The sequence below is a fragment of the Flavobacterium praedii genome, from assembly GCF_026810365.1.
Lineage (GTDB): Bacteria > Bacteroidota > Bacteroidia > Flavobacteriales > Flavobacteriaceae > Flavobacterium > Flavobacterium praedii.
Map to the genome: position 1 here is coordinate 1,574,625 of NZ_CP113948.1, position 21,279 is coordinate 1,595,903.

The following is a 21,279-nucleotide window of genomic DNA, read 5'->3' on the forward strand; positions in this document are numbered from 1 at the left end:
CAGAAAATGAAACACAAAAATATAGCAATCGTTCTTTTGGTTTTACTTTTATCCATAGCGACAAAAGCACAACAAATTACGGCTCCAAAACAAAGCAAATCAATTTTAATACGCAATGCAACGGCCCATTTAGGCAACGGAAAAATTATAGAGAATAGTGCTATCGGATTTAAAGACGGTAAACTAATACTTGTTGCGGATGCCACCACGATTCGTTTGGCTAGTGGCGCTTACGACACTACAATTGACGCTAGTGGAAAGCATGTTTATCCCGGTTTTATTGCACCAAATTCCACTCTAGGATTGGTAGAAATAGATGCCGTAAAATCATCGGATGATGAAGACGAAATTGGCTTATTCAATCCTCATGTTCGCAGTATTATTGCATACAATTCTGAATCTAAAGTAATTGAAACAGTTCGTCCGAACGGGGTTTTGATTGCTCAAATTACACCTCGAGGTGGTCGTATATCAGGAACATCATCTATTGTTCAATTGGATGCATGGAGTTGGAAAGATGCACTTTTAAAAGAAAATGATGGTATCCATTTGGATTTCCCTTCTAGTTTCAAAAGAAGTGGAAGTTGGTTTGAACCTGGAACAAAGGAACCAAACAAAGATTATAAAACACAAATTGAGGAAATTAATTCTTTTTTATCGAATGCTAAAGCCTATAATTTAGATACAGCTAAAGAAAGAAACCTCATTTTAGAAGCCACAAAAGGATTGTTTGATGGAACTCAAACCTTATTTATTCATGCCGATGAAGAAAAGCAAATTAGAGACGGAATCCAAGTAGCCCTATCAAATGGAATTTCAAAAATAGTTATTGTGGGTGGATATGATGCCTATAAAACTACCGATATTCTTCAAAAAAATAATATTGGAGTATTATTAAGACGTGTTCACGATATGCCTTTAAGTGACGATCAAGATGTAGATTTACCCTTTAAAATGGCAAAACTATTGACGGATAAAGGAATTCTGGTTGGTTTGGAAAACAGTGGAAGTCATGAAAGAATGAATACCCGTAATTTACCGTTTTTGGCAGGGACTTGTGCTGCTTATGGTTTGGACAAAGAAATAGCCTTACAATTGATAACTTATAATACCGCAAAAATTTTAGGAATTGACAATTTATGCGGAACTTTGGAAATAGGTAAAGATGCGACTTTATTTATTTCAGAAGGAGACGCATTGGATATGAGAACAAATAAATTGACTCAAGCTTTTATTCAAGGAAGAGGAATCAGTTTGGAGACACATCAAAGTCAATTGAATACTAAGTTTAAACAAAAATACAATCAAAAATAACACCGATTATGGGACTATTTAATGCAATTTTAGGTAATGCTTCTGAAGTAAACAACGAGAATCTTTCAAAAGAATTTGAACCTTTACTAATTGAAGGAGAAACTATTGAGAAAGGGTATAAAGTAATAAAAGACATGTTTGTTTTTACCAATAAAAGATTGATTTTGGTCGAAAAACAATTAGTAGGAAGCAAAGTTGATTACCTCTCGATTCCGTATTCATCCATTAAAAAATTCTCTAAAGAAAGCGCGGGAATACTTGACATGGATGCTGAATTAAAGATTTGGTTAACTGGTGAAGATGCTCCAATTTCCAAACAATTTGGCAAAGGCGGAAATAACATCAACGAAGTATATCAAATCCTGAGCCAGCATATTTTGAAATAATCGTAGCTTTTCAATTACTGATTTTAATTATTAGAGAAAAGAAGATAGAGAAAAGAAAACAGATTGTAAGACGTTGATTTTAGAATACAGAATTTAATTTTAGTACTCTAACTATTGAATCTTTTTTCTTCTCTTTATTCTATATTCTTTTCTCTATTTTCTATTAAAAAAATCTTAAAACCCACTCTTATGAAAATCATTATTCGAACTTTTAAGCTAAAATTAAAACACACCTTTACAATTTCTAGAGAATCACATGATATTCAACCCACTTTAATCGTTGAATTACAAAGCGACGGATATTCTGGTTTTGGTGAGGCTACTTCAAATCCATATTATAACATTACTGTGGATTCTATGAGAGCCAATTTAGAAGCGATCATTCCGTTTATTGAATCACATAATGATGAAACTCCTGAGGAATTCTGGGATAGCGCTTCGGCATTATTAAAAAACGACATGTTTGCTTTATGTGCTTTGGATATGGCTTACAACGATTTGTATGCCAAGAAAAAGGGCAAGAAACTATACGAACTTTGGGGAAATTCTCCATCGCACAACCCAAAAACCGATTACACTATTGGGATAGACAAAATAGACAAAATGGTCATGAAACTCAAAGAGATGCCATGGCCCATTTATAAAATTAAATTAGGTACCAAAGACGATATTGCTATTGTAACAGAATTACGCAAACATACTGATGCTCGTTTTCGAATAGATGCCAATTGCGGTTGGACGGTTACAGAAACGATTAACAATGCTGTTGCATTAAAAAAGCTAGGGGTCGAGTTTTTGGAACAACCCATAAAAGCAGATCAGTGGGCGGCCCACAAAGAAGTCTTTAAACATTCTGTCTTGCCAATTATTGCCGACGAGAGTTGTATCATAGAGGAAGACGTTGCCAAATGTCATCATCATTTTCACGGTGTGAATATAAAATTGGTGAAATGTGGTGGGCTTACACCAGCCAGAAGAATGATTGCCGAAGCCAAACTCTTGGGTATGAAAACTATGGTGGGATGTATGACAGAATCCTCGGTTGGAATTTCGGCAATTGCCCATTTATTGCCACAATTGGATTTTGTAGATATGGATGGCGCTTTGTTATTATCAGAAGATATTGCCTCCGGAGTAACAATTACTGATGGAATTATACATTATGCAGATTCTAATGGAATTGGAGTTACACTAAATTAAATAACATGGATGTAAACGAGATTCCAAATAGAGTGTTTTATAAGGATGAAAAAGAATATCTATATTTTGGTGGTACCAATTATTTAGGAGTTACTACCCTACCAGAATTCCAATCAATACTTTGGAAAAGTTTGAAAAAATGGGGAACAAGTTATGGAAGTTCGAGATCAGCAAATATTCAATTAGAAATTTATAAAACCGCCGAAGATCTACTGTGCAAATTGATGCGTACGGAAGCTACTGTTACCGTTTCATCTGGGATGTTGGCTGGAAAACTGGCATTAGAACAATTACAACACACCACTGATTTAATTTTTCACTTCCCCGGTACTCATCCTGCTTTAATACATCCTTCTTCTTTGCCGTTACTTCTAAATGGAAAATTAAATCCATTTCTTTTTGACAGTACTGTTTTAAAAATAGGAATAGTTGCCGATGCGATTCCTTCATTAGAGGTCACTCCTATTGATTTAAGTATTATAAATAAAATTCCAAATGAAAAAAAAATAACGTTACTACTAGACGAATCTCATAGTATTGGAATAATGGGTAATGAGGGCCAAGGTATTTTGAAGCAATACGAGTTACCAAACATTATCCAAAAAATAGCCATTGCATCCTTTGGTAAAGCCTTAGGGTTATCAGGCGGATATATCTCAGGTGATTTGGATTTTATAAATGGAATAAAAAAACTACAAAATTGTATTGGCGCTTCAGGAATGAATCCAGCATTTCTAGAAACTTTTGTAAACGCACAAGAAATCTACCAATTGCAAAGACAACTTTTAAAGCAAAATATAAAGCATGTTGCTGAAAATTTAATACCAAATCCAGCTTTTACTTTTTCAAAAGAATATCCAGTAATCTATTTTGACAATGAAGAAGTTTTACAATTAGTATTAGAAAATAATATAATACCAACCTGTTTCCCCTATCCCACTTCCTCGGGAAAATTAAGCCGAATTGTTATCTCCGCCCATCATACAAAAGAAGACTTAGATAAAATGATTCAGCAATTGAATATTGCAACAAAATTATCTTCAGATTTTGAAGGCGATATCCGATTTGTGTTGTAATTTATGAATCAGCATTTTTCAAAGTGTATACTTAAAAGTATAACTGCAAAGAATTATGCACTTCAAACACATTAAACTTAAAATGCATTTTTAACATTAAACAACATTCTTATTTGATTTATAACATATCCATATATTTTGAAACAATTACACTCTTTTAAAAAGAAAATCTGATACAAATAAGCTTGTATAATTACATAAAATTATACATTTTTCGATTTAAATACGAATTTAAACAAATGACCCCTAATTTAATGGGGTCTAAATGAAAATATCATAAAAATTAAAAACCAACACCCATTTTAACTACCGCTTATGAATGATTTTTTATTTTTGCAAAAAAAATTAATTTTTAAAACAATGCGAAAAATAGTTTTAACTGTGATTCTAGTCACAATTTTGGTATTAACCTATTTCTCTAATTTTTTCCTGACCAACAACACAATAAACCCATCCGAAGTTGCAAAATTCAACACCGGTGACATTGCATGGATGCTTGTAGCCTCAGCCTTAGTGTTATTAATGACACCAGGACTTGGGTTCTTTTACGGTGGAATGGTTGGAAAAAAAAATGTTATTAGTACAATGCTCCAAAGTTTTATGGCAATGGTTATTGTAACCGTATTATGGGTCCTTATTGCATTTGGATTATCCTTTGGCCCATCAATAGGAGGCATAATCGGTAACCCATTACCTTACATACTATTTCAAGGGGTAGGAATTGGAACTTCCTGGAAACTTGCCCCTACAATTCCATTTTTATTATTTGCTTTATTTCAAGTTAAGTTTGCAATAATTACACCCGCAATAGTAACAGGTGCTTTTGCAGAACGCATTCGTTTTTGGGCTTACATGCTATTTATGGTTTTATTCATATTATTTGTATATGCTCCACTTGCACATATGACTTGGCATCCAGACGGAATATTATTCAACCTTGGTGTACTTGATTTTGCCGGTGGAACGGTAGTACATATGAGTGCAGGATGGGCAGCATTAGCAGGCGCAATGTTTCTTGGAAAACGCAAAGTTCCCAAAGCAAATCCGGCGCGTATCACTTATGTGCTATTAGGCACAGGATTACTTTGGTTTGGATGGTTTGGTTTTAATGCAGGTTCAGCTATGGGAGCTAATGGTCTTGCTGCTCAAGCATTAGGCACAACAACAGTAGCAGCCGCAGCCGCCTCAATGGCATGGGTATTTATTGATAAAATAATGGGCCACAAACTTTCAGCAATGGGAGCTTGTATAGGTGCTGTAGTAGGTTTAGTAACTATTACTCCAGCTGCAGGATATGTTAGCATGCCACATGCAATAACAATAGGCGTGTTAGGTAGTTTAATTAGTAACATTATGGTAAGTAAATTTCCAAAAGGCAAAATTGACGATGCTTTAGATGTTTTTGCCTGCCATGGCGTTGGAGGAATGGTAGGAATGGTATTAACAGGCGTCTTTGCTTCAAAAAATATAAATCCAGCAGTAGTAGATCAAGGTTTGGCTTTTGGAGAAACAAAGTTATTCACCAACCAAATGATTGCATTAGTAGGGGTTTCAATATTTGCATTTACAATGTCTTACTTCCTTTTCTTTATTGTTAATAAAATAACTCCTTTAAGAGTTTCTGAAGAAAGAGAAGAATTAGGACTCGATATCAGTCAACATGGCGAATACCTATAATACTATTAAATTTTAATAATTCTAAGCACTCTAAAAATCATTTTAGGGTGTTTTTTTTTACCAGCAATACTCCTAACTACAATTCCACAAAAAAAACAACATATTGAATATAATATCAATTTCATCATTCAAAAGATATGATAGATATTAAAAACAATATTTCATATCATTTAGTCTAAAGATTTCCCTTATAGTATTCAATTATAACTAAAATATTTGAAACACAAAAACATAAAGTAAGCTTCATACAAAATGCAATACTGAATAAAAATTAAGTTAACATTAACATTTTTACCGTTCAATTACCCAAAAAGTCGATAATCCCAACCAATACTTGCTTATTTAAGAATAAACTATCAAAAAATACTTAACTATTCATTAACACATTCTATATTTATCATTCAAAAAATATTTACCCCTCAAAATTCATGGGTATATAATTATAAATTCATAAAAATACGCCATCACACCCTATTTTTTTTGCATGTGTCAATACATTTAATACTTTTATAAAAAAATTAAAACCAAAAACTATGCGAAAAATTATTTTAGGTGTGATACTAATCACCATTCTGGTATTATCAATTTTCTCAATTCATTTCTTTGTAGAATCTCCAACATTAGGCGCTCATGTTGTCGAATTAAAATTAGACACAGGAGACACTGCTTGGATGATAGTTGCCTCAGCTCTTGTATTATTAATGACTCCAGGATTAGGATTCTTTTACGGAGGGATGGTTGGCAAAAAGAATGTAATTAGTACCATGTTACAAAGCTTTATGGCAATGGTTATAGTAACTGTATTATGGGTTATAATCGGATTTGGATTGTGCTTCGGACCTTCTATTGGAGGTATTATTGGAGACCCAACTTCGAACATTTTCTTTCAAGGTGTTAGTGCAAATACCGCTTGGGAACTAGCACCAACAATTCCATTCATTTTATTTGCACTATTTCAAGCAAAATTTGCAATCATTACTCCTGCATTAATAACTGGAGCATTTGCTGAACGAGTTCGTTTCTGGGCTTACTTATTATTCATGGTATTGTTCATTTTATTTGTGTACGCTCCATTATGTCATATGACTTGGCATCCTGATGGATTATTCTTCGGATGGGGAGTATTAGATTTTGCTGGAGGTACCGTGGTTCACATGAGTGCTGGTTGGGCTGCTTTAGCTGGAGCTATCTTCTTAGGAAAAAGAAAAGTACAAAAAACAAACCCTGCTCGTATCACTTATGTTTTATTAGGAACTGGTTTATTATGGTTCGGATGGTTTGGTTTCAACGCTGGATCTGCTGTAGGTGCAAGTAGTCTTGCTGCTCAAGCATTAGGAACCACAACTGTTGCTGCAGCTGCCGCTGCCATGGCATGGGTATTTATGGATAAAATCCTTGGACATAAACTTTCTGCAATGGGAGCTTCCATCGGAGCAGTAGTAGGTTTGGTTGCCATTACCCCTGCAGCAGGATTCGTAAGTATTCCTCACGCAATAGCCATTGGTATTATCGCCAGTATCATAAGTAACTTTGTAGTGAGTAAATTCCCTAAAGGCAAAATTGATGATGCCTTAGACGTATTTGCTTGTCATGGAGTTGGAGGTATGGTAGGTATGCTTTTAACTGGTGTATTTGCATCAAAAGCCATAAACCCAATTGTAGGTGATAACCAAGGTTTAATTTTTGGTGATGCTACATTATTTTTAATCCAATTGAAAGCATTAGTTATAGTTTCTATATTTGCTTTCACAGTATCATATGCATTATTCTTCATTGTAAATAAAATCACTCCGTTACGAGTTACCGAAGAAAAAGAAGAATTAGGATTAGACATCTCTCAACACGGAGAATTCCTTTAAAAAAAACCACTAACCAAACCATTTTTCAAAAACACTCTAGAATTTATTTTAGAGTGTTTTTTTTTATTTAGTCTTAGATTAAAATTTTTTAATTTTCAATTCACCTACCCTATTAATTATCATACATACCAATATTAACAATATTACAATATTTTATATTTAGCTTGTAAAATATACATATTTTTACTTAATTTATAAAAAATTTACATTAAGCCATTTTATAAATTAATTTCACATGAATATCTCCACATGCCCTGCATTCACACCTAAGGACGCTTTATTGGTATTAGAAAAACACTGGGGAATAACCGGTCTTTTAAAACCACTTGACAGTTATTTGGACCAAAACTTTTTAGTAAAATCAAAAGATGGCCGTAAATATGTACTTAAAATTGCCAATATAGAAACGCCAGAACTATGGTTGGATCTTCAAAATCAATCATTAAATCATTTACAAGGAAATACAATTCCCCAAATAATTAATTCTAAAGATGAAAAACAGATGCTTTTTATCCAATCACATTGGTGGAGAGTTTTAAATTTTTTAGAAGGCACAATGTTATCTACGGTTCCTTATCGGTCTCAAAAACTATTACAAAATATTGGAACTTTTGTTGGACAAATTTCAAATCAACTAGCTACTTTTTCACATGAAGCTGCCGAAAGACCTTTGCAATGGGATTTACAACAATCGGCTTCATTATTAGAAAATTGGGTCACTTTTGTTGACGATAAAAAAACAAAAAGTACAATATTGTCTATCATGGAAAATTGGAAAAGCAAAATTCCAGAAATTAGTAAAGTCCGCAGAAGCATCATCCATGCCGATTTAACCCGTTACAACCTTTTACTCGATAATTCAGGAAGTCAAATACAAGGGATTATTGATTTTGGTGATGTTTGTCTTTCCTGGACAATCGGAGAATTAGCCGTTTTAGTTTTAGAATCAGCTATGACGGGAAGTCCAACCCCATTTGCCGATGCCTACGAAGTAATAAAAGCGTATCACGATGTCTTTCCGATTACAAAAGAAGAAGTCCAACTGTTATATCCTTTAATTCAATTGCGGTCTGCAACCATTGTAAGTGCATCAGCCAGACAATTATCCATGGAACCCGATAATGAATATGTTAAAAAACAAGCAATAGCCGATCGCGAAATGTTTCAGCAACTTTCTTTAGCAAAAAATGATTTTGCAACTGCTCTTTTTTTAAAAGCCTGCAATTTTGAAAGTGATGTAATGAAAAAATTTGATGCTTATTTTGAAACCAAAAAAATAACTTCTCTTTTTAAAGAAGCCATAAACTTTAAAACAATTGACATTAGTCCATCTTCCGATATCTATAATAATGGAGCATGGACAAATCCTGAAACTTGTAAAGAAAACATCAAATCCAAGCTGGAAAATGGTTTCGGAATTACTGCAGCATACTCTACAATTATAAAACCTTATGCAAATAGTATAAAAGAAACCGAAACTATTGCTTTAGGAATATATGCTTTTGCACCAATTGAGACTATAATTTATGCACCAACAGACTGTACTTTTATAAAACAAACCACCGAAAAACTGATTTTTAAAGCCAGTGATTTTTACATTTATATTTCTGGAATTACCTCCAATTTAGAAATCGGCACTAATTTAAAAAAAGGCGAAATTTTAGGAATAATAACATCCGAGAAAACAGATTCACCATTTCCTCCTCATGTTTTTATACAAATAGACGCATCTGGCAATGCGCCAATCTATTGTCTGCCTAGCGAAAGAATGGGTTGGGAAATTTTATGTCCTGATCCTGCTGTCTTTCTACAATTAAAATCTAAAAAAGATGTTATAAACAACCAAACATTAGAAACACGCAGAAGCAAAATTATTCAACAAGCTCAGGAATACTATTATCAAAAACCGATGAATCTTGTGCGTGGTTGGCAGCAATACCTCATTGCAGATGATGGTCAAGTCTATTTGGATGCTATAAATAATGTGGCACATATTGGACATTCTCATCCAAAAATAGTAGAAGCAGCCACCAAGCAACTTCAAAAACTGAATACCAATGCCCGCTTTTTGTATGAAGACAACATCAATTATGCTGAACGTTTATTACATCATTTCCCAGAATCTTTACAAGTGATTTTCTATACTTGTACTGGAAGCGAGGCCAACGATCTCGCTTTACGATTAGCAAGAGCATACACCAATCAAAATGACATACTGGTTATTGATGGCGAGTACCACGGAAACACAACTGCTGTAGATGAAATAAGTACCTGCTTGATGGATAATCCCACTGCTTCCAAAAGCATACGACCCTTTACACATCCGCTACTACAACCCAATACATTTAGAGGAAAATACAAAGCTGACACTCCTAATGTAGCTGAACTTTATGCGGAAGATGTTGATGAAAAAATAGCCTTTATTCATTCTCAAGGACGTGGTGTTGCCGCTTTTATATCCGAATCTTTATTGGGTTCTGGCGGCGGAGTAGAAATGCCAAAAGGGTATTTAAAAAAAGTATACGAATCTGTTCATCAAGCGGGTGGCGTATGCATAGCAGATGAAGTACAAATTGGTTTTGGGAGAATGGGAAGTCATTTTTGGGGTTTTCAAAAAGAAGAAGTTTTGCCAGACATAGTTACTCTAGGAAAACCCATGGGGAATGGACATCCTATTTCGGCGGTTATTACAACTCGAAAAATTGCTGATGCCTATAAAGAAAAATATACGTATTTCAACACCTTTGCGGGTAATCCAGTTTCTTGCCAAATTGCGAATACAGTTTTGGATGTTATCGAAAATGAAAAATTACAACAAAATGCTGCAGAAGTAGGCCAATTCTTAAAACAAGAATTAGAAAAACTAATTGATGAATTCGAAACTGTAGGTGCTGTTTACGGACACGCTATGTATTTGGGAGTAGATTTGGTCAAAGACAAAAAATCAAGAACTCCAGATAGTCAAAAAGCATTATGGGTGTCGGAAGCGATGAAACAAAATGGAATTATAATTTACCCAACAGGAGATTATTACAATATTCTTAAAATAAAACCGCCCATGTGTTTTACCAAAGAAAATGCAACTTTTCTGGTCGAATCCTTACGAATGATTTTGACAAAAATGGAAAATTAAAACACTTACGTTCGATACAAAAAAACCCAATCTTTTAAAGGATTGGGTTTTTTACTTATTTTTTAAAATTGGCTATTCCTGTTTTTAACCAACTAAGATATTCTTCAACTGAAACATAACTTATAGTAGGCTGTTTAGTATTTAAAGAGTTTCCCTGTAAATCAGTCAAAACATACAATGGCTGCGTGTTGGTATTGTATTTTGTGATCATAAAATCAGTCCATTTATCTCCAATTGTTTCAATTTCTGAACCTGTTGATTTTGAAATAAATTGTTCCGATTTTGGTAATGGCCTTTTATCATCTACATATAAAGAAATAAGTACTACTTCATTATTCAATATAGGCAGAATACTTGCATCCGACCAAACATTGTTTTCCATTTTTCGGCAATTTACACAGGCATGTCCAGTAAAATCGAGCATAATGGGTTTATTTACTGTTTTGGCATAAGCCAATCCTTTGTCATAATCATCAAACACAACAATTTGATGCGGACCCAATTTGGCTCCCTCAGGCAAAATAGTTGTTGATGTACTGGCTACATTTACACTACCAACACCCAGCGGACTTTCACTATATTCCATTGGAGGTGGAAATGCACTAATTAATTTAAGTGGTGCACCCCAAAGACCAGGAATTAAATAAATCGTAAAAGAAAGAACAATCAAACCCAAAGACAATCTCCCAACCGAAATATGACTTAAAGGACTATCATGTGGTAATGTAATTTTTCCGAATAAATAAAAGGCTAATGTTCCAAAAATAGCAATCCAAATCACCAAGAACACTTCTCTTTCCAATAAATGCAATTGCAATACCAAATCGGCATTCGATAAAAATTTAAAGGCCAAAGCCAATTCCAGAAATCCCAAAACCACTTTGACTGTATTTAACCATCCACCCGATTTTGGCAATGAGTTTAACCATCCAGGAAACATTGCAAACAACATAAATGGCAAAGCCAAAGCTAATGAAAAACCAAGCATACCAATTATAGGAGCAATTCCACCTTTGGAAGCCGCTTCTACCAATAAAGTACCAACTATTGGCCCGGTACATGAAAATGACACAATAGCCAAGGCTAAAGCCATGAACAATATTCCAATAATTCCTCCTCTATCTGCTTGACTATCTACTTTGTTTGCCCAAGAATGAGGCAACATAATTTCGAAAGCTCCCAGAAATGAAGTTGCAAAAAACACTAGTAAAACAAAGAAAATTATATTAAACCAAACGTTGGTTGACAAAGCATTTAAAGCGTCAGCCCCAAAAATCCAAGTCACTAAAAATCCCAATAACACATAAATCAATATGATGGAAACCCCATAAATGATGGCGTTTTTAATTCCTGCCGCTCTAGTTTTGCTTTGTTTGGTAAAAAAACTTACAGTCATTGGAATCATAGGAAAAACACAAGGAGTCAATAAAGCCGCAAAACCAGAGAAAAAAGCAATAAAGAAAATCGACCACAATCCTCTTTTCGAATTGTGTTTTGGTATTTCTACTTCCTTTTTTTCGACCGTAGTTGCTGTTTCTGCTTTTACAACTGCAACAGTTTTTGAAGTATCTACTTTGGCTGAATCCAATTTTACTGAAGTAGAAACTGGTGTTATAGCAGAAATCGCTTTTTCAACAGGTATTTTGAACGTAAACTTCTTTTCCAGATTGATGCAAACCTCTTTACAAACCTGATAATTCAACACAACTTGGATAGCAGTAATCTTTGGGTTTACAAGCGTTATTTCTTGTTGAATTTGGGCTTTATCATGAAAGAACGTTTCATTAACCCCAAAAATATCATTAAAAGCAGTAGTTGTTTTACTTTCTTTGGCTTTGCCAACTAAATCAAAATTTCCTTTTTGATCCTTAAAAACAATTTCTAATGGCAGCGGTCCCCCATCAGGAGTAAATTGAGAATACAAATGCCATTCTTTTTCAATAACTCCATTAAAAGTTAAAATGTAATTAGTTTCTGATATCTTTTCAACTTTAGTTTTCCATTTTACAGGATCTAAAAGCTGTGCATTTCCTTTGGCGAAAGCAAAAAAAGCAAGAAGTATAAATAGTAGTTTCTTCATTATATAAATCTAAATTAATTCTATTTTTAATATATTTTTAGTTGAATCTGCAATTCTAAAACGGTTATCAGCTCGTATTCCAATTACCCAAACAATTTGATTATTAGAACACAAAATCCAAACATTTTCTTTTTCAAGAAGGGATAATTTTTCGTCTTTAAAAAGTTTACTGACTTTTTTTGACTTTCCGTCCATTCCAAAAGGAATAAAAATATCACCATTTTTCCACTTGCGTATCTTCAACGGAAAAACCAATTGATCAGCGTCGACAAAGATAGTTTTATTTGTAGCAACCGAAATGTCAGATACTTTACAAAACGTGATATTTAAGGGAATCTTAACTTCATTTTGGCATTCATCAATATAAAAATCCTCCTCTATTTCCGAATCTTCAATTGGTACCAAAACCAACGAATCTCTATCTTTGAGTAATCGAAAACCATTGGTGAAAATCTGTTTTCCCGATTGGCTTTTAACCAAATCATAAATATCGTCCCATGCAGTAAAACCAAATTCTTTCAACCATTGATACAAATACGATTTATAATTTGGTAATTGCAACAATTTAACCAAATCAAAATAGATTAGATCTCCATCTTCTTTTGCCACTTGCTGATAGACCATAATTGCAGCATCTTCAACCATTACCAATGATTCTTGCAGATAACTTTCGGTTTTCAAAAAGGAAGTTATAAAACTGGGATTCAATTCTTTCAGTACAGGAATTAAATGATGCCTTATTTTATTTCTTAAATATTTATCCGATGCATTACTACTATCTTCTCTCCAAGAAATAGTCTGCTCTTTGGCATAATTGTCAATTTCGTTTCGAGAAAAATATAATAAGGGCCGAATAATTTTGTCATTTTGCTCAGGAATACCGGTTAATCCCTCCAATCCAGTTCCTCTCGTAAGGTTAATCAAGAAAGTTTCCAGATTATCATCGGCATGATGTGCTGTCAGGACATAATCATAATTCTCCGTATCCATCAACTCATAAAACCAATTGTAGCGCAATTCTCGAGCAGCAACTTGAGTCGATAATTTATAATCTTTGGCAAAAGCAATGGTATCAAATTGAGTTACATAAATAGGAATCGAATGTACCTCAGCATAATCTTGAATAAATTTTTGATCTCCAAAACTTTCAATACCTCGAAGCTGAAAATTACAATGTGCTATTGCAATTTCGTATTTTAGTTCCTTAAACAGATGCAACAATACCATACTATCTAACCCTCCACTTACTGCTAGTAATAGTTTTTTTTGTTTCAAAAAAGGAATTTCTGTATCGATATGATTTTGAAGTGCATTTTTCATTTATCAAAAATACTCATTATTATTAAGATTTAAAATCGGACTAAGCTTGAAAACAAAAATCAAAATACCTTGAAATAAAACCGCTCTATTCTTGCAAAACTTCCAGCATTGCTTTGGCTTTAAGCAGACATTCTTCATATTCTTTTTCTGGAACCGACAATGAAGTTATTGCACTTCCAACTGAAAATGAAACGTATTGATTTTCTTTATTATACAAAATACTTCGAATTACTACATTGAAATCAAAATCGCCGTTGGGTGCAAAATATCCGACAGCACCGGAGTACAATCCGCGTTTGGTTTCCTCTAGCCCTTCGATAATTTTCATAGTGGCATATTTAGGAGCTCCAGTCATACTTCCCATCGGAAATGTAGTTTTCAAAGCATCAATAGCGGTATATTGTGGATCCATTTTTGAAGTAATCGTAGAAATCATTTGATGCACTTGTAAGAAAGAATAAATTCCACAAAGCTCTTTTACCTTTACCGTTGCTTTTTGAGCTGTATGCGATAAATCATTACGAACCAAGTCGGTGATCATAATATTTTCGGCACGCTCTTTTGGATCTGAAGCCAGATCATTTTTAGATTTTTCGTCTTCCAGTGGATCCAAAAATCGTTTGGCTGTTCCTTTTATTGGCTGAGAAATTAAGTTTTCTCTTTCTTTTTTCAAATACCTTTCTGGAGAAGCTGAAAGTAAATATTGCATATTATTTTTAAAAAAAACAGCAAACGGAGCTTTAGAAATAGCATTCAGTTTAATGAATTTATCTAAAGGATTAATACATGCATTTTCGGCATAAAACTCCATACAAAAATTGGCTTCATACAAATCCCCCTGATGAACATGATCCAGTAATTTATCAACTTTTTTAATATAATTCTCTTTTGAAATACGCTGGTTAATAGTTAATTTACCTTTGCTTTCACCTTTTGATATTTCCCTTTTGACAATGTCATTAAAATCAGCTTCAACTTCATCATCACACATGTTGAGATATTTAATTTCCAGTTGATTTCCTTTGCATAAAAAAAGTTTTTTAGGCTGGAAAAAGAATAAATCCGAAAAATCTAAACCATCATAATTATTGGATTGCAAATGCTCCACATCATTTTTCAAATCATACGACAAATAACCAAACAACCAATCTTTAGTGGTTTGTTGGTATTGTTTTAAATCTTCAAAAGCACTGTGGTAATCGGTTTTTATTGAAGTAAATGCATCGACAGCTAATACGTAATCATAACTTGAATATTCGTCTGAAAATGAATTACTATCCAAGAAAGTTATTTCACGAAACTGTTGTGCCCAAGCTATAAGTTGTTGCTTAAACTGCAAGGGTTGCTCAATAAATTTGTATATGGAGGTTCTCAAAAAATAAACTATTTATGGACTTCAAAATTACAATAAAAAAAGTCGCTTCTCAACAAGAAGTTTCATAAAACTATTGCTCTGTTGAATAAATATAAAAAAAGAGTAATCATTAAAATTATTCCTTTTTTTTATTAAGTAATATTTAAAATCAAAGTAAAACACATACTATTAAAGAAACAAACAAATATCGTTTGGTAATTTCTTTTTCATTAGTATTAATTAAAAATTAAATTTGGTTTAAAAAAGATAATTTTTCTAAAAATAAAAGACATTAAACTACTTTATTGCAATATGTTATAACAAATAAAATCATTCTAATTACTGAAAATTTTAACAAAATTACTTATATTTGATAGTGAAATGGAAATAGCTTTTATTCAGAGAAAGCTATTAATAGTTTTTTTCTATACAATTGTCAAAAAAAAAAAAATAGTTCTCTAGACATTTAACCAAAAATAATTTTGCTATGAAAAATGTTATTCTTTTTTTCCGAATCACACTTGGTCTAATATTGATCTCTTTACCTGTTTGTTACTTTTTCAACCTAATACCTGAACTCGAAAACACAGGGAATTTTAAAGCAATTGAAATCGGATTAATTCCTTCGACATACCTAACGCCAATCACCAAAGTTGTTGAATTCATTTGCGGTCTATCCTTTCTTTCAAAACGATATGTAACTTTGTCCAATATTATAGTACTTCCCGTTACGATAAACATTTTATTCATTAATTATTTTACTGCATCACCAATTGGATTTGCCATCTCAATTTTTATATTTTCAGGAAGTTTAGTCATTTTTTATGCCTATTGGAAAAATTATAAACATCTTTTTGTTGCTTAAACAATATTTTAGTACCAAAAAAAAAAAAATAATTTATAATACTGCTTACTATATCGACTATCAAACAAATTCTGATTGTATAATTTATAGCACTTTAGAATCCTTCTTTTAAAAATCAAAAACCCCAATAGTGCATAAAATCTATTGGGGTTTTACAATATAAAATCAAAATCTATACGTGTAAAGCTCTATTATCCGTAGCTGCCAATGCTGCTTCTTTTATCGCTTCCGCAAAAGTAGGATGCGCGTGTGACATTCTGGATATATCTTCGGCAGAGGCTTTGAATTCCATTGCAGTAACAGCCTCAGCAATTAAATCAGCTGTTCTGGCACCAATCATGTGTACTCCTAGAACTTCATCGGTTTTGGCATCAGCAAGAATTTTTACAAATCCGTCAAGATCTCCACTTGCACGAGCACGCCCTAACGCTTTGAATGGAAAACTTCCTACTTTGTATGCTACTCCAGAGGCTTTCAATTGTTCCTCTGTTTGACCTACAGCAGCCACTTCTGGCCAAGTATAAACTACACCTGGAATCAAATTGTAATCAATATGCGGTTTTTGGCCCGCTATAATTTCAGCAACCATAGTTCCTTCTTCTTCGGCTTTGTGAGCTAACATTGCACCACGAACCACATCACCAATAGCATAAATATTTGGTGTAGAAGTTTGTAAATGATCGTTTACTTCTACTTGTCCTCTATCGGAGATTTTTACTCCGGCTTTATCGGCATTCAATCCATCGGTATACGGACGACGACCAACAGAAACTAGAGAATAATCGCCCTCTAAAGTGATGGTTTCTCCTTTTGCGTTTTCTGCTTGAACAATTACTAGATCTCCATTTCTTTCTACTGATTTCACTTTATGCGAAACGTAGAATTTCATTCCTTGTTTTTTCAAGACTTTCGTCAATTCTTTAGACAAAGCGCCATCCATTCCCGGAATAATTCTATCCATGAATTCTACAACCGAAACTTGTGCTCCCAATCGTAAATATACTTGACCTAATTCGATACCAATAACCCCTCCACCAATAATAACAAGGTGCTTAGGAACTTCCTTCAGAGCTAATGCTTCTGTCGAAGTGATGATTCTTTCTTTATCAATTTTAATAAAAGGCAAAGAAGATGGTTTTGAACCAGTCGCGATAATAATAGTTGTACCTTCAATCGTTTCTGAAGTTCCATCAGCTTTTGCAATAGCAACATGAGTTGCATCTACAAAAGATCCTAAACCATTAAAAACAGTTACTTTATTTTTGTCCATCAAGAAATTAATCCCGCCTGATGTTTGATCAACTACGCTTTGTTTGCGGGCAATCATTTTCTCCAAATTTACTTTTACCTCTCCTGAAACTTCAATTCCATGATCAGCAAAATGTTTAATTTCTGCATAATGATGAGAAGATGACAACAATGCTTTTGATGGAATACATCCAACATTAAGACAAGTACCACCAAGAGTGGAGTATTTTTCTATAATGGCAGTTTTGAAACCCAATTGTGCACAACGAATAGCTGAAACATATCCTCCTGGCCCAGAACCTATAATGACTACGTCAAATGAACTCATAGTATCTATTTTTTATTTTTAGTGTTGCAAAATTAAGGAATAAAGTTTTGTTTAAACTTTATTTATTGAGGTTTTTTGTTCGAATTATAACGAATACAGTAAGGATAATCTATAAAGTCATTAAATAATACAATAAATCAAGATTTCAAATCAAACTACTTTTTTTAAAAAATGTAGTACTCTTTTTTAAGCTAATCAACCTTAAAATACAATTAAATTGAAAAAAAACTATCAATACCGCTTATGCATTCTATATAATCCAATAAAAATAAACTATTTATACTATAACTGCATTATATTATTTGGCTTTGGACTTTTAATTACAAATAAATTACTTATGCATCTAAAATTAAATTTAAATCCGATGTTTCGGTTTTAAATTTAAAACAGTATTCATTTTTTTGTTACAAAAAATAAAGTTACAAACACTATAACGTAATAGTAATAATCTAAAAAACAAAACTTACAAATAAGATGTTAATTTTTTTAATTTTATAAAAAAAAGACCCCAAAAAACTATCAAATACCAAAAAACCATGAATAAAAATTTACTACTACTATTTCTGTTTTTATCTACTTTTTTTTGCGCACAAGCTCAAGTCCACACATCTTATCTTTGGCATTTGCACCAGCCAACTTACTGGGGAGACATCAGTAAAAAAAATCCAAACAGATACCAAATTATCAAAGAATCGCAAGATTTAAAAATATCTGGAGCGAATAATGACAAAAATGGATTAGCGCACCCTACAAACAACTTACAAGAGATTTTTGGTGCAGGAGACCGTGTGGCAGCCTATCAATTCGCTCCAAAAAATGCTATCAATTCCATCAAAGATTTACCTGAGGCCGGAGCACAAATCACATATGGAGGTTCCTTATTAGAAAATGTAAATGAGCTTGCACAAGCCAATCAGTGGGGATATACTCCAGCTTGGATTCAGAATATAAAAGACGCCAAAAGCTGGAAAACATCCGGTGGTTTTCCACGTATGGAAATGGTATCTTTTACAATGCACCACGCCCTATCTCCTTTGTTAAGCGATGAATCATTAAAAAAAGAAATTTTAGCACACCAATATTACTCCACTCAATTATTTGGTTCACATGATTCAAAGGGGTATTGGCCTGCAGAATGCGCTTTTTCTGAAAGAATAATAAAAACATTAACTGAATGTGGCATTGAATGGTCTGTAATTGCCAATAGTCATTTATCGAGAACACTTTCAGACTATCCTTTAAAATATGGTACCGGCGGTACCATGTGCGACATTCCCAACAAAGCAGATCAAGTAGACACAAAAGGAAACGACTGGCTTTCTGCTCAAAAAGATGCACGTGGAGGGCAATTTGCAATCCCATATAGTTATTTACCATACAAATCAAAATATATTGATCCAGAAACTGCACAAGAATACAAAATAACTGTGGTGCCTATGGCTGATTATGAAAGTTATGAGGACGGTTACGCCGCAATTGGCACGACATTAGTAGATCCAATAGTTGCAAAAGCATCTTCTTCCCCAAGACCTCCTCTTGTTTTGTTTGCCCACGACGGAGATAATGCTTGGGGTGGCGGATCTTCGTATTATGATGAATCTGTAAAAGGCTTTTCTCATGCTGCGTCAACAAAAGGAATAATCCCTACAACTATTCCACAATATTTGAAGGATCATCCCGTAGCTGACTCTGAAGTAGTTCATGTCGAAGATGGAGCTTGGGTAAATGCTGATGGTGATTTTGGTCATCCTCAATTTACAAACTGGTTGTGGCCATTTTACAACACAACAACCTACAAATTCAATCCAACGGGATGGACAGAAGACATGATGAACCAAGCTATAACTACCGCTGGAGAAAATCATGCAATCATGGCAGAACAATTAGAAGGGAATGCGCTTCGCATGAGTGAAATTGTAAATCCAACAGCTGCAGTAAGCCCAGCCGAAAAAGCATGGCATTTCCTGATGGCTGGTTACGATAGTGGAAACGCTTATTATGGTCTTGCTGAAGATTTGGAAATAAAAACCACACTTGCAGTAAACCGATGTGTAGAATTTGCTAAACCAACCATCGATGCCCATCCAGGTGTAGATAACACAAAACCTTCTGTATTTATACCGCAACGCTGGCCGTACAATCCTGGAGAAATGGGTTTTGGAGCACCATATGCCTACAAAGCATTTCTAAACTCTGCCGATTTTACCGTTTATACTTTTGCTTATGATGTCAGCGGTATTCAAAAATCGGAATTAAAATACCGTATTGATACAGATGGTAAAAATAACCCAGGCTCAAATCACAACGAAATTTATGCAGGAGGTAACGAAGTTGGAAATTGGATCACGTTACCAATGACCGAAAGGGTTTTTCCAAAAGGAAATATAACAAGCAATACTCAGGCTGATTTATACATGCTTCCAGATGTTATTGCCAATCAATATTCTGCAGAAATTGCTGGTCTATCTGAAAAGCTTGTTGATTATTACGTAGAAGTGACCGATAAAAAAGGGAATATCACAAAATCTAAAATTCAACATGTTTGGGTTGGTAAAAATTTAGACGTAGCGCCAAAAGTAACTTTTGCACCTAGTACAAATTACTCGGCAATACCATTAGATGTTACTATTGCGGCTACTGATTCTACAGATCCTAATCCAAAAGTATATTACACGACAGATGGAAGTACTCCAACAACATTATCTGCTACTTTTACATCGACAAAAACCATAAATATTACCACAACCACTACGTTCAACGTTTTGGCAATTGACATAGAAGGTAATCAAACTACGGCCAGCCAAAAGTTCACAATTGGAGGAAACATTACTCCTATTACAATTTATTTTAAACCAACAACCGCTTGGGGAACTCCAAAAATCTATTATTGGGCTGCAGCACCAACAGGTAGTGTTCCAACAATTACTTGGACACAATCTGAAGCCATGACTGCAACAACAGATGGATGGTTTAAATATACTTTTCCAGGTGTTACATCAATAAACCTAATTTTAAGAAACGAAGCGGGTAATGCACAAAGTCCAGATTTAACAGGAATAACATCAGACAAATGGTATGATTCATCCTATAAAGAAGTTGTTCTTTCTCAAAATGAGAATGTATTACTTAAAGAAAATATAAGCCTTTACCCTAATCCTACTTTTGGTACGGTACTAATTCAATCAAAAGAAATAATTAAGGAAGTTGGAATATTTGATATGAGAGGCACTTTGGTTTCGTTTCAAGCCATAGACAATCAAAAAATAGAATTAGGCGATTTGCCGACAGGAATTTACAATCTAAAGATGATTACTGAAGATAAAAAAACCATCTTCAAACAAGTGATTAAAAAATAACCTTTTTGCCCTGAAAAAAGAGACAAACTTTAATTAGTTGTCTCTTTTTTTTTAATGTTTATTTTAGATGACTGTGAATACTT

General features: G+C 33.7%; 13 protein-coding genes. 9 read left to right on the forward strand and 4 right to left on the reverse strand.

What is annotated here, in order from left to right; translation table 11 throughout:
* Positions 1–6 precede the first annotated feature (6 nt).
* The 7 genes from OYT91_RS06675 (at position 7) to OYT91_RS06705 (ending at position 10,645) form a co-directional block, all read left to right on the forward strand.
* On the forward strand, positions 7–1,314 hold the full coding sequence (locus tag OYT91_RS06675) for an amidohydrolase family protein (RefSeq protein ID WP_281240018.1): 1,308 nt from the start codon (positions 7–9) through the stop codon (positions 1,312–1,314).
* 8 nt (positions 1,315–1,322) lie between these two features.
* Positions 1,323–1,700 (forward strand): PH domain-containing protein, encoded by a 378-nt coding sequence (locus tag OYT91_RS06680; RefSeq protein ID WP_269222530.1) that lies wholly within the window; start codon positions 1,323–1,325, stop codon positions 1,698–1,700.
* 189 nt (positions 1,701–1,889) lie between these two features.
* Entirely contained in the window at positions 1,890–2,900 is a 1,011-nt protein-coding gene (locus tag OYT91_RS06685; protein ID WP_281240019.1) for a dipeptide epimerase, read from the forward strand.
* A 5-nt stretch (positions 2,901–2,905) separates the two neighbouring features.
* Complete coding sequence (locus OYT91_RS06690) at positions 2,906–3,976, forward strand: aminotransferase class I/II-fold pyridoxal phosphate-dependent enzyme (RefSeq protein ID WP_281240020.1); 1,071 nt, start codon at positions 2,906–2,908, stop codon at positions 3,974–3,976.
* Between the two features lie 360 nt (positions 3,977–4,336).
* A complete protein-coding gene (locus OYT91_RS06695) occupies positions 4,337–5,653 on the forward strand; it encodes an ammonium transporter (RefSeq protein WP_281240021.1) in 1,317 nt (438 codons plus the stop codon).
* 533 nt (positions 5,654–6,186) lie between these two features.
* Positions 6,187–7,512, forward strand: a complete 1,326-nt coding sequence (locus OYT91_RS06700; protein ID WP_269222526.1) for an ammonium transporter — start codon at positions 6,187–6,189, stop codon at positions 7,510–7,512.
* A 235-nt stretch (positions 7,513–7,747) separates the two neighbouring features.
* A complete protein-coding gene (locus tag OYT91_RS06705; protein WP_281240022.1) occupies positions 7,748–10,645 on the forward strand; it encodes an aminotransferase class III-fold pyridoxal phosphate-dependent enzyme in 2,898 nt (965 codons plus the stop codon).
* Positions 10,646–10,700: 55 nt separating this feature from the next.
* Here OYT91_RS06705 and OYT91_RS06710 read toward each other — a convergent pair whose 3' ends face one another.
* The 3 genes from OYT91_RS06710 to OYT91_RS06720 form a co-directional block, all read right to left on the reverse strand.
* The gene (locus OYT91_RS06710) at positions 10,701–12,725 is read right to left on the reverse strand and encodes a protein-disulfide reductase DsbD family protein (protein WP_281240023.1); all 2,025 of its coding nucleotides are present in this window, start codon (positions 12,723–12,725) and stop codon (positions 10,701–10,703) included.
* A gap of 9 nt (positions 12,726–12,734) precedes the next feature.
* Positions 12,735–14,045 carry a tRNA lysidine(34) synthetase TilS gene (gene tilS / locus OYT91_RS06715; RefSeq protein WP_281240024.1) on the reverse strand — a complete coding sequence of 437 codons (1,311 nt, stop codon included), beginning with the start codon at positions 14,043–14,045 and terminating at the stop codon, positions 12,735–12,737.
* Positions 14,046–14,130: 85 nt separating this feature from the next.
* Positions 14,131–15,420: an anthranilate synthase component I family protein gene (locus OYT91_RS06720; protein WP_281240025.1), complete on the reverse strand. Its 1,290-nt coding sequence runs from the start codon at positions 15,418–15,420 to the stop codon at positions 14,131–14,133.
* Between the two features lie 466 nt (positions 15,421–15,886).
* On the opposite strand from OYT91_RS06720, the gene OYT91_RS06725 reads away from it, so the two are divergent.
* Complete coding sequence (locus tag OYT91_RS06725; protein ID WP_269222524.1) at positions 15,887–16,264, forward strand: DoxX family protein; 378 nt, start codon at positions 15,887–15,889, stop codon at positions 16,262–16,264.
* A 172-nt stretch (positions 16,265–16,436) separates the two neighbouring features.
* Here OYT91_RS06725 and lpdA read toward each other — a convergent pair whose 3' ends face one another.
* A complete protein-coding gene (lpdA, locus tag OYT91_RS06730; protein ID WP_281240026.1) occupies positions 16,437–17,840 on the reverse strand; it encodes a dihydrolipoyl dehydrogenase in 1,404 nt (467 codons plus the stop codon).
* A 536-nt stretch (positions 17,841–18,376) separates the two neighbouring features.
* Here lpdA and OYT91_RS06735 point away from each other — a divergent pair.
* Positions 18,377–21,196: a starch-binding protein gene (locus OYT91_RS06735; RefSeq protein ID WP_281240027.1), complete on the forward strand. Its 2,820-nt coding sequence runs from the start codon at positions 18,377–18,379 to the stop codon at positions 21,194–21,196.
* Positions 21,197–21,279: the final 83 nt, after the last annotated feature.

What these genes read in the sequence shown, in the direction of transcription:
- OYT91_RS06675 (WP_281240018.1), top strand. Translation starts at nt 7, where the DNA reads ATGAAACACAAAAATATAGCAATCGTTCTTTTGGTTTTACTTTTATCC.
- OYT91_RS06680 (WP_269222530.1), top strand. Translation starts at nt 1,323, where the DNA reads ATGGGACTATTTAATGCAATTTTAGGTAATGCTTCTGAAGTAAACAAC.
- OYT91_RS06685 (WP_281240019.1), top strand. Translation starts at nt 1,890, where the DNA reads ATGAAAATCATTATTCGAACTTTTAAGCTAAAATTAAAACACACCTTT.
- OYT91_RS06690 (WP_281240020.1), top strand. Translation starts at nt 2,906, where the DNA reads ATGGATGTAAACGAGATTCCAAATAGAGTGTTTTATAAGGATGAAAAA.
- OYT91_RS06695 (WP_281240021.1), top strand. Translation starts at nt 4,337, where the DNA reads ATGCGAAAAATAGTTTTAACTGTGATTCTAGTCACAATTTTGGTATTA.
- OYT91_RS06700 (WP_269222526.1), top strand. Translation starts at nt 6,187, where the DNA reads ATGCGAAAAATTATTTTAGGTGTGATACTAATCACCATTCTGGTATTA.
- OYT91_RS06705 (WP_281240022.1), top strand. Translation starts at nt 7,748, where the DNA reads ATGAATATCTCCACATGCCCTGCATTCACACCTAAGGACGCTTTATTG.
- OYT91_RS06710 (WP_281240023.1), bottom strand. Translation starts at nt 12,725, where the DNA reads ATGAAGAAACTACTATTTATACTTCTTGCTTTTTTTGCTTTCGCCAAA.
- tilS (WP_281240024.1), bottom strand. Translation starts at nt 14,045, where the DNA reads ATGAAAAATGCACTTCAAAATCATATCGATACAGAAATTCCTTTTTTG.
- OYT91_RS06725 (WP_269222524.1), top strand. Translation starts at nt 15,887, where the DNA reads ATGAAAAATGTTATTCTTTTTTTCCGAATCACACTTGGTCTAATATTG.
- lpdA (WP_281240026.1), bottom strand. Translation starts at nt 17,840, where the DNA reads ATGAGTTCATTTGACGTAGTCATTATAGGTTCTGGGCCAGGAGGATAT.
- OYT91_RS06735 (WP_281240027.1), top strand. Translation starts at nt 18,377, where the DNA reads ATGAATAAAAATTTACTACTACTATTTCTGTTTTTATCTACTTTTTTT.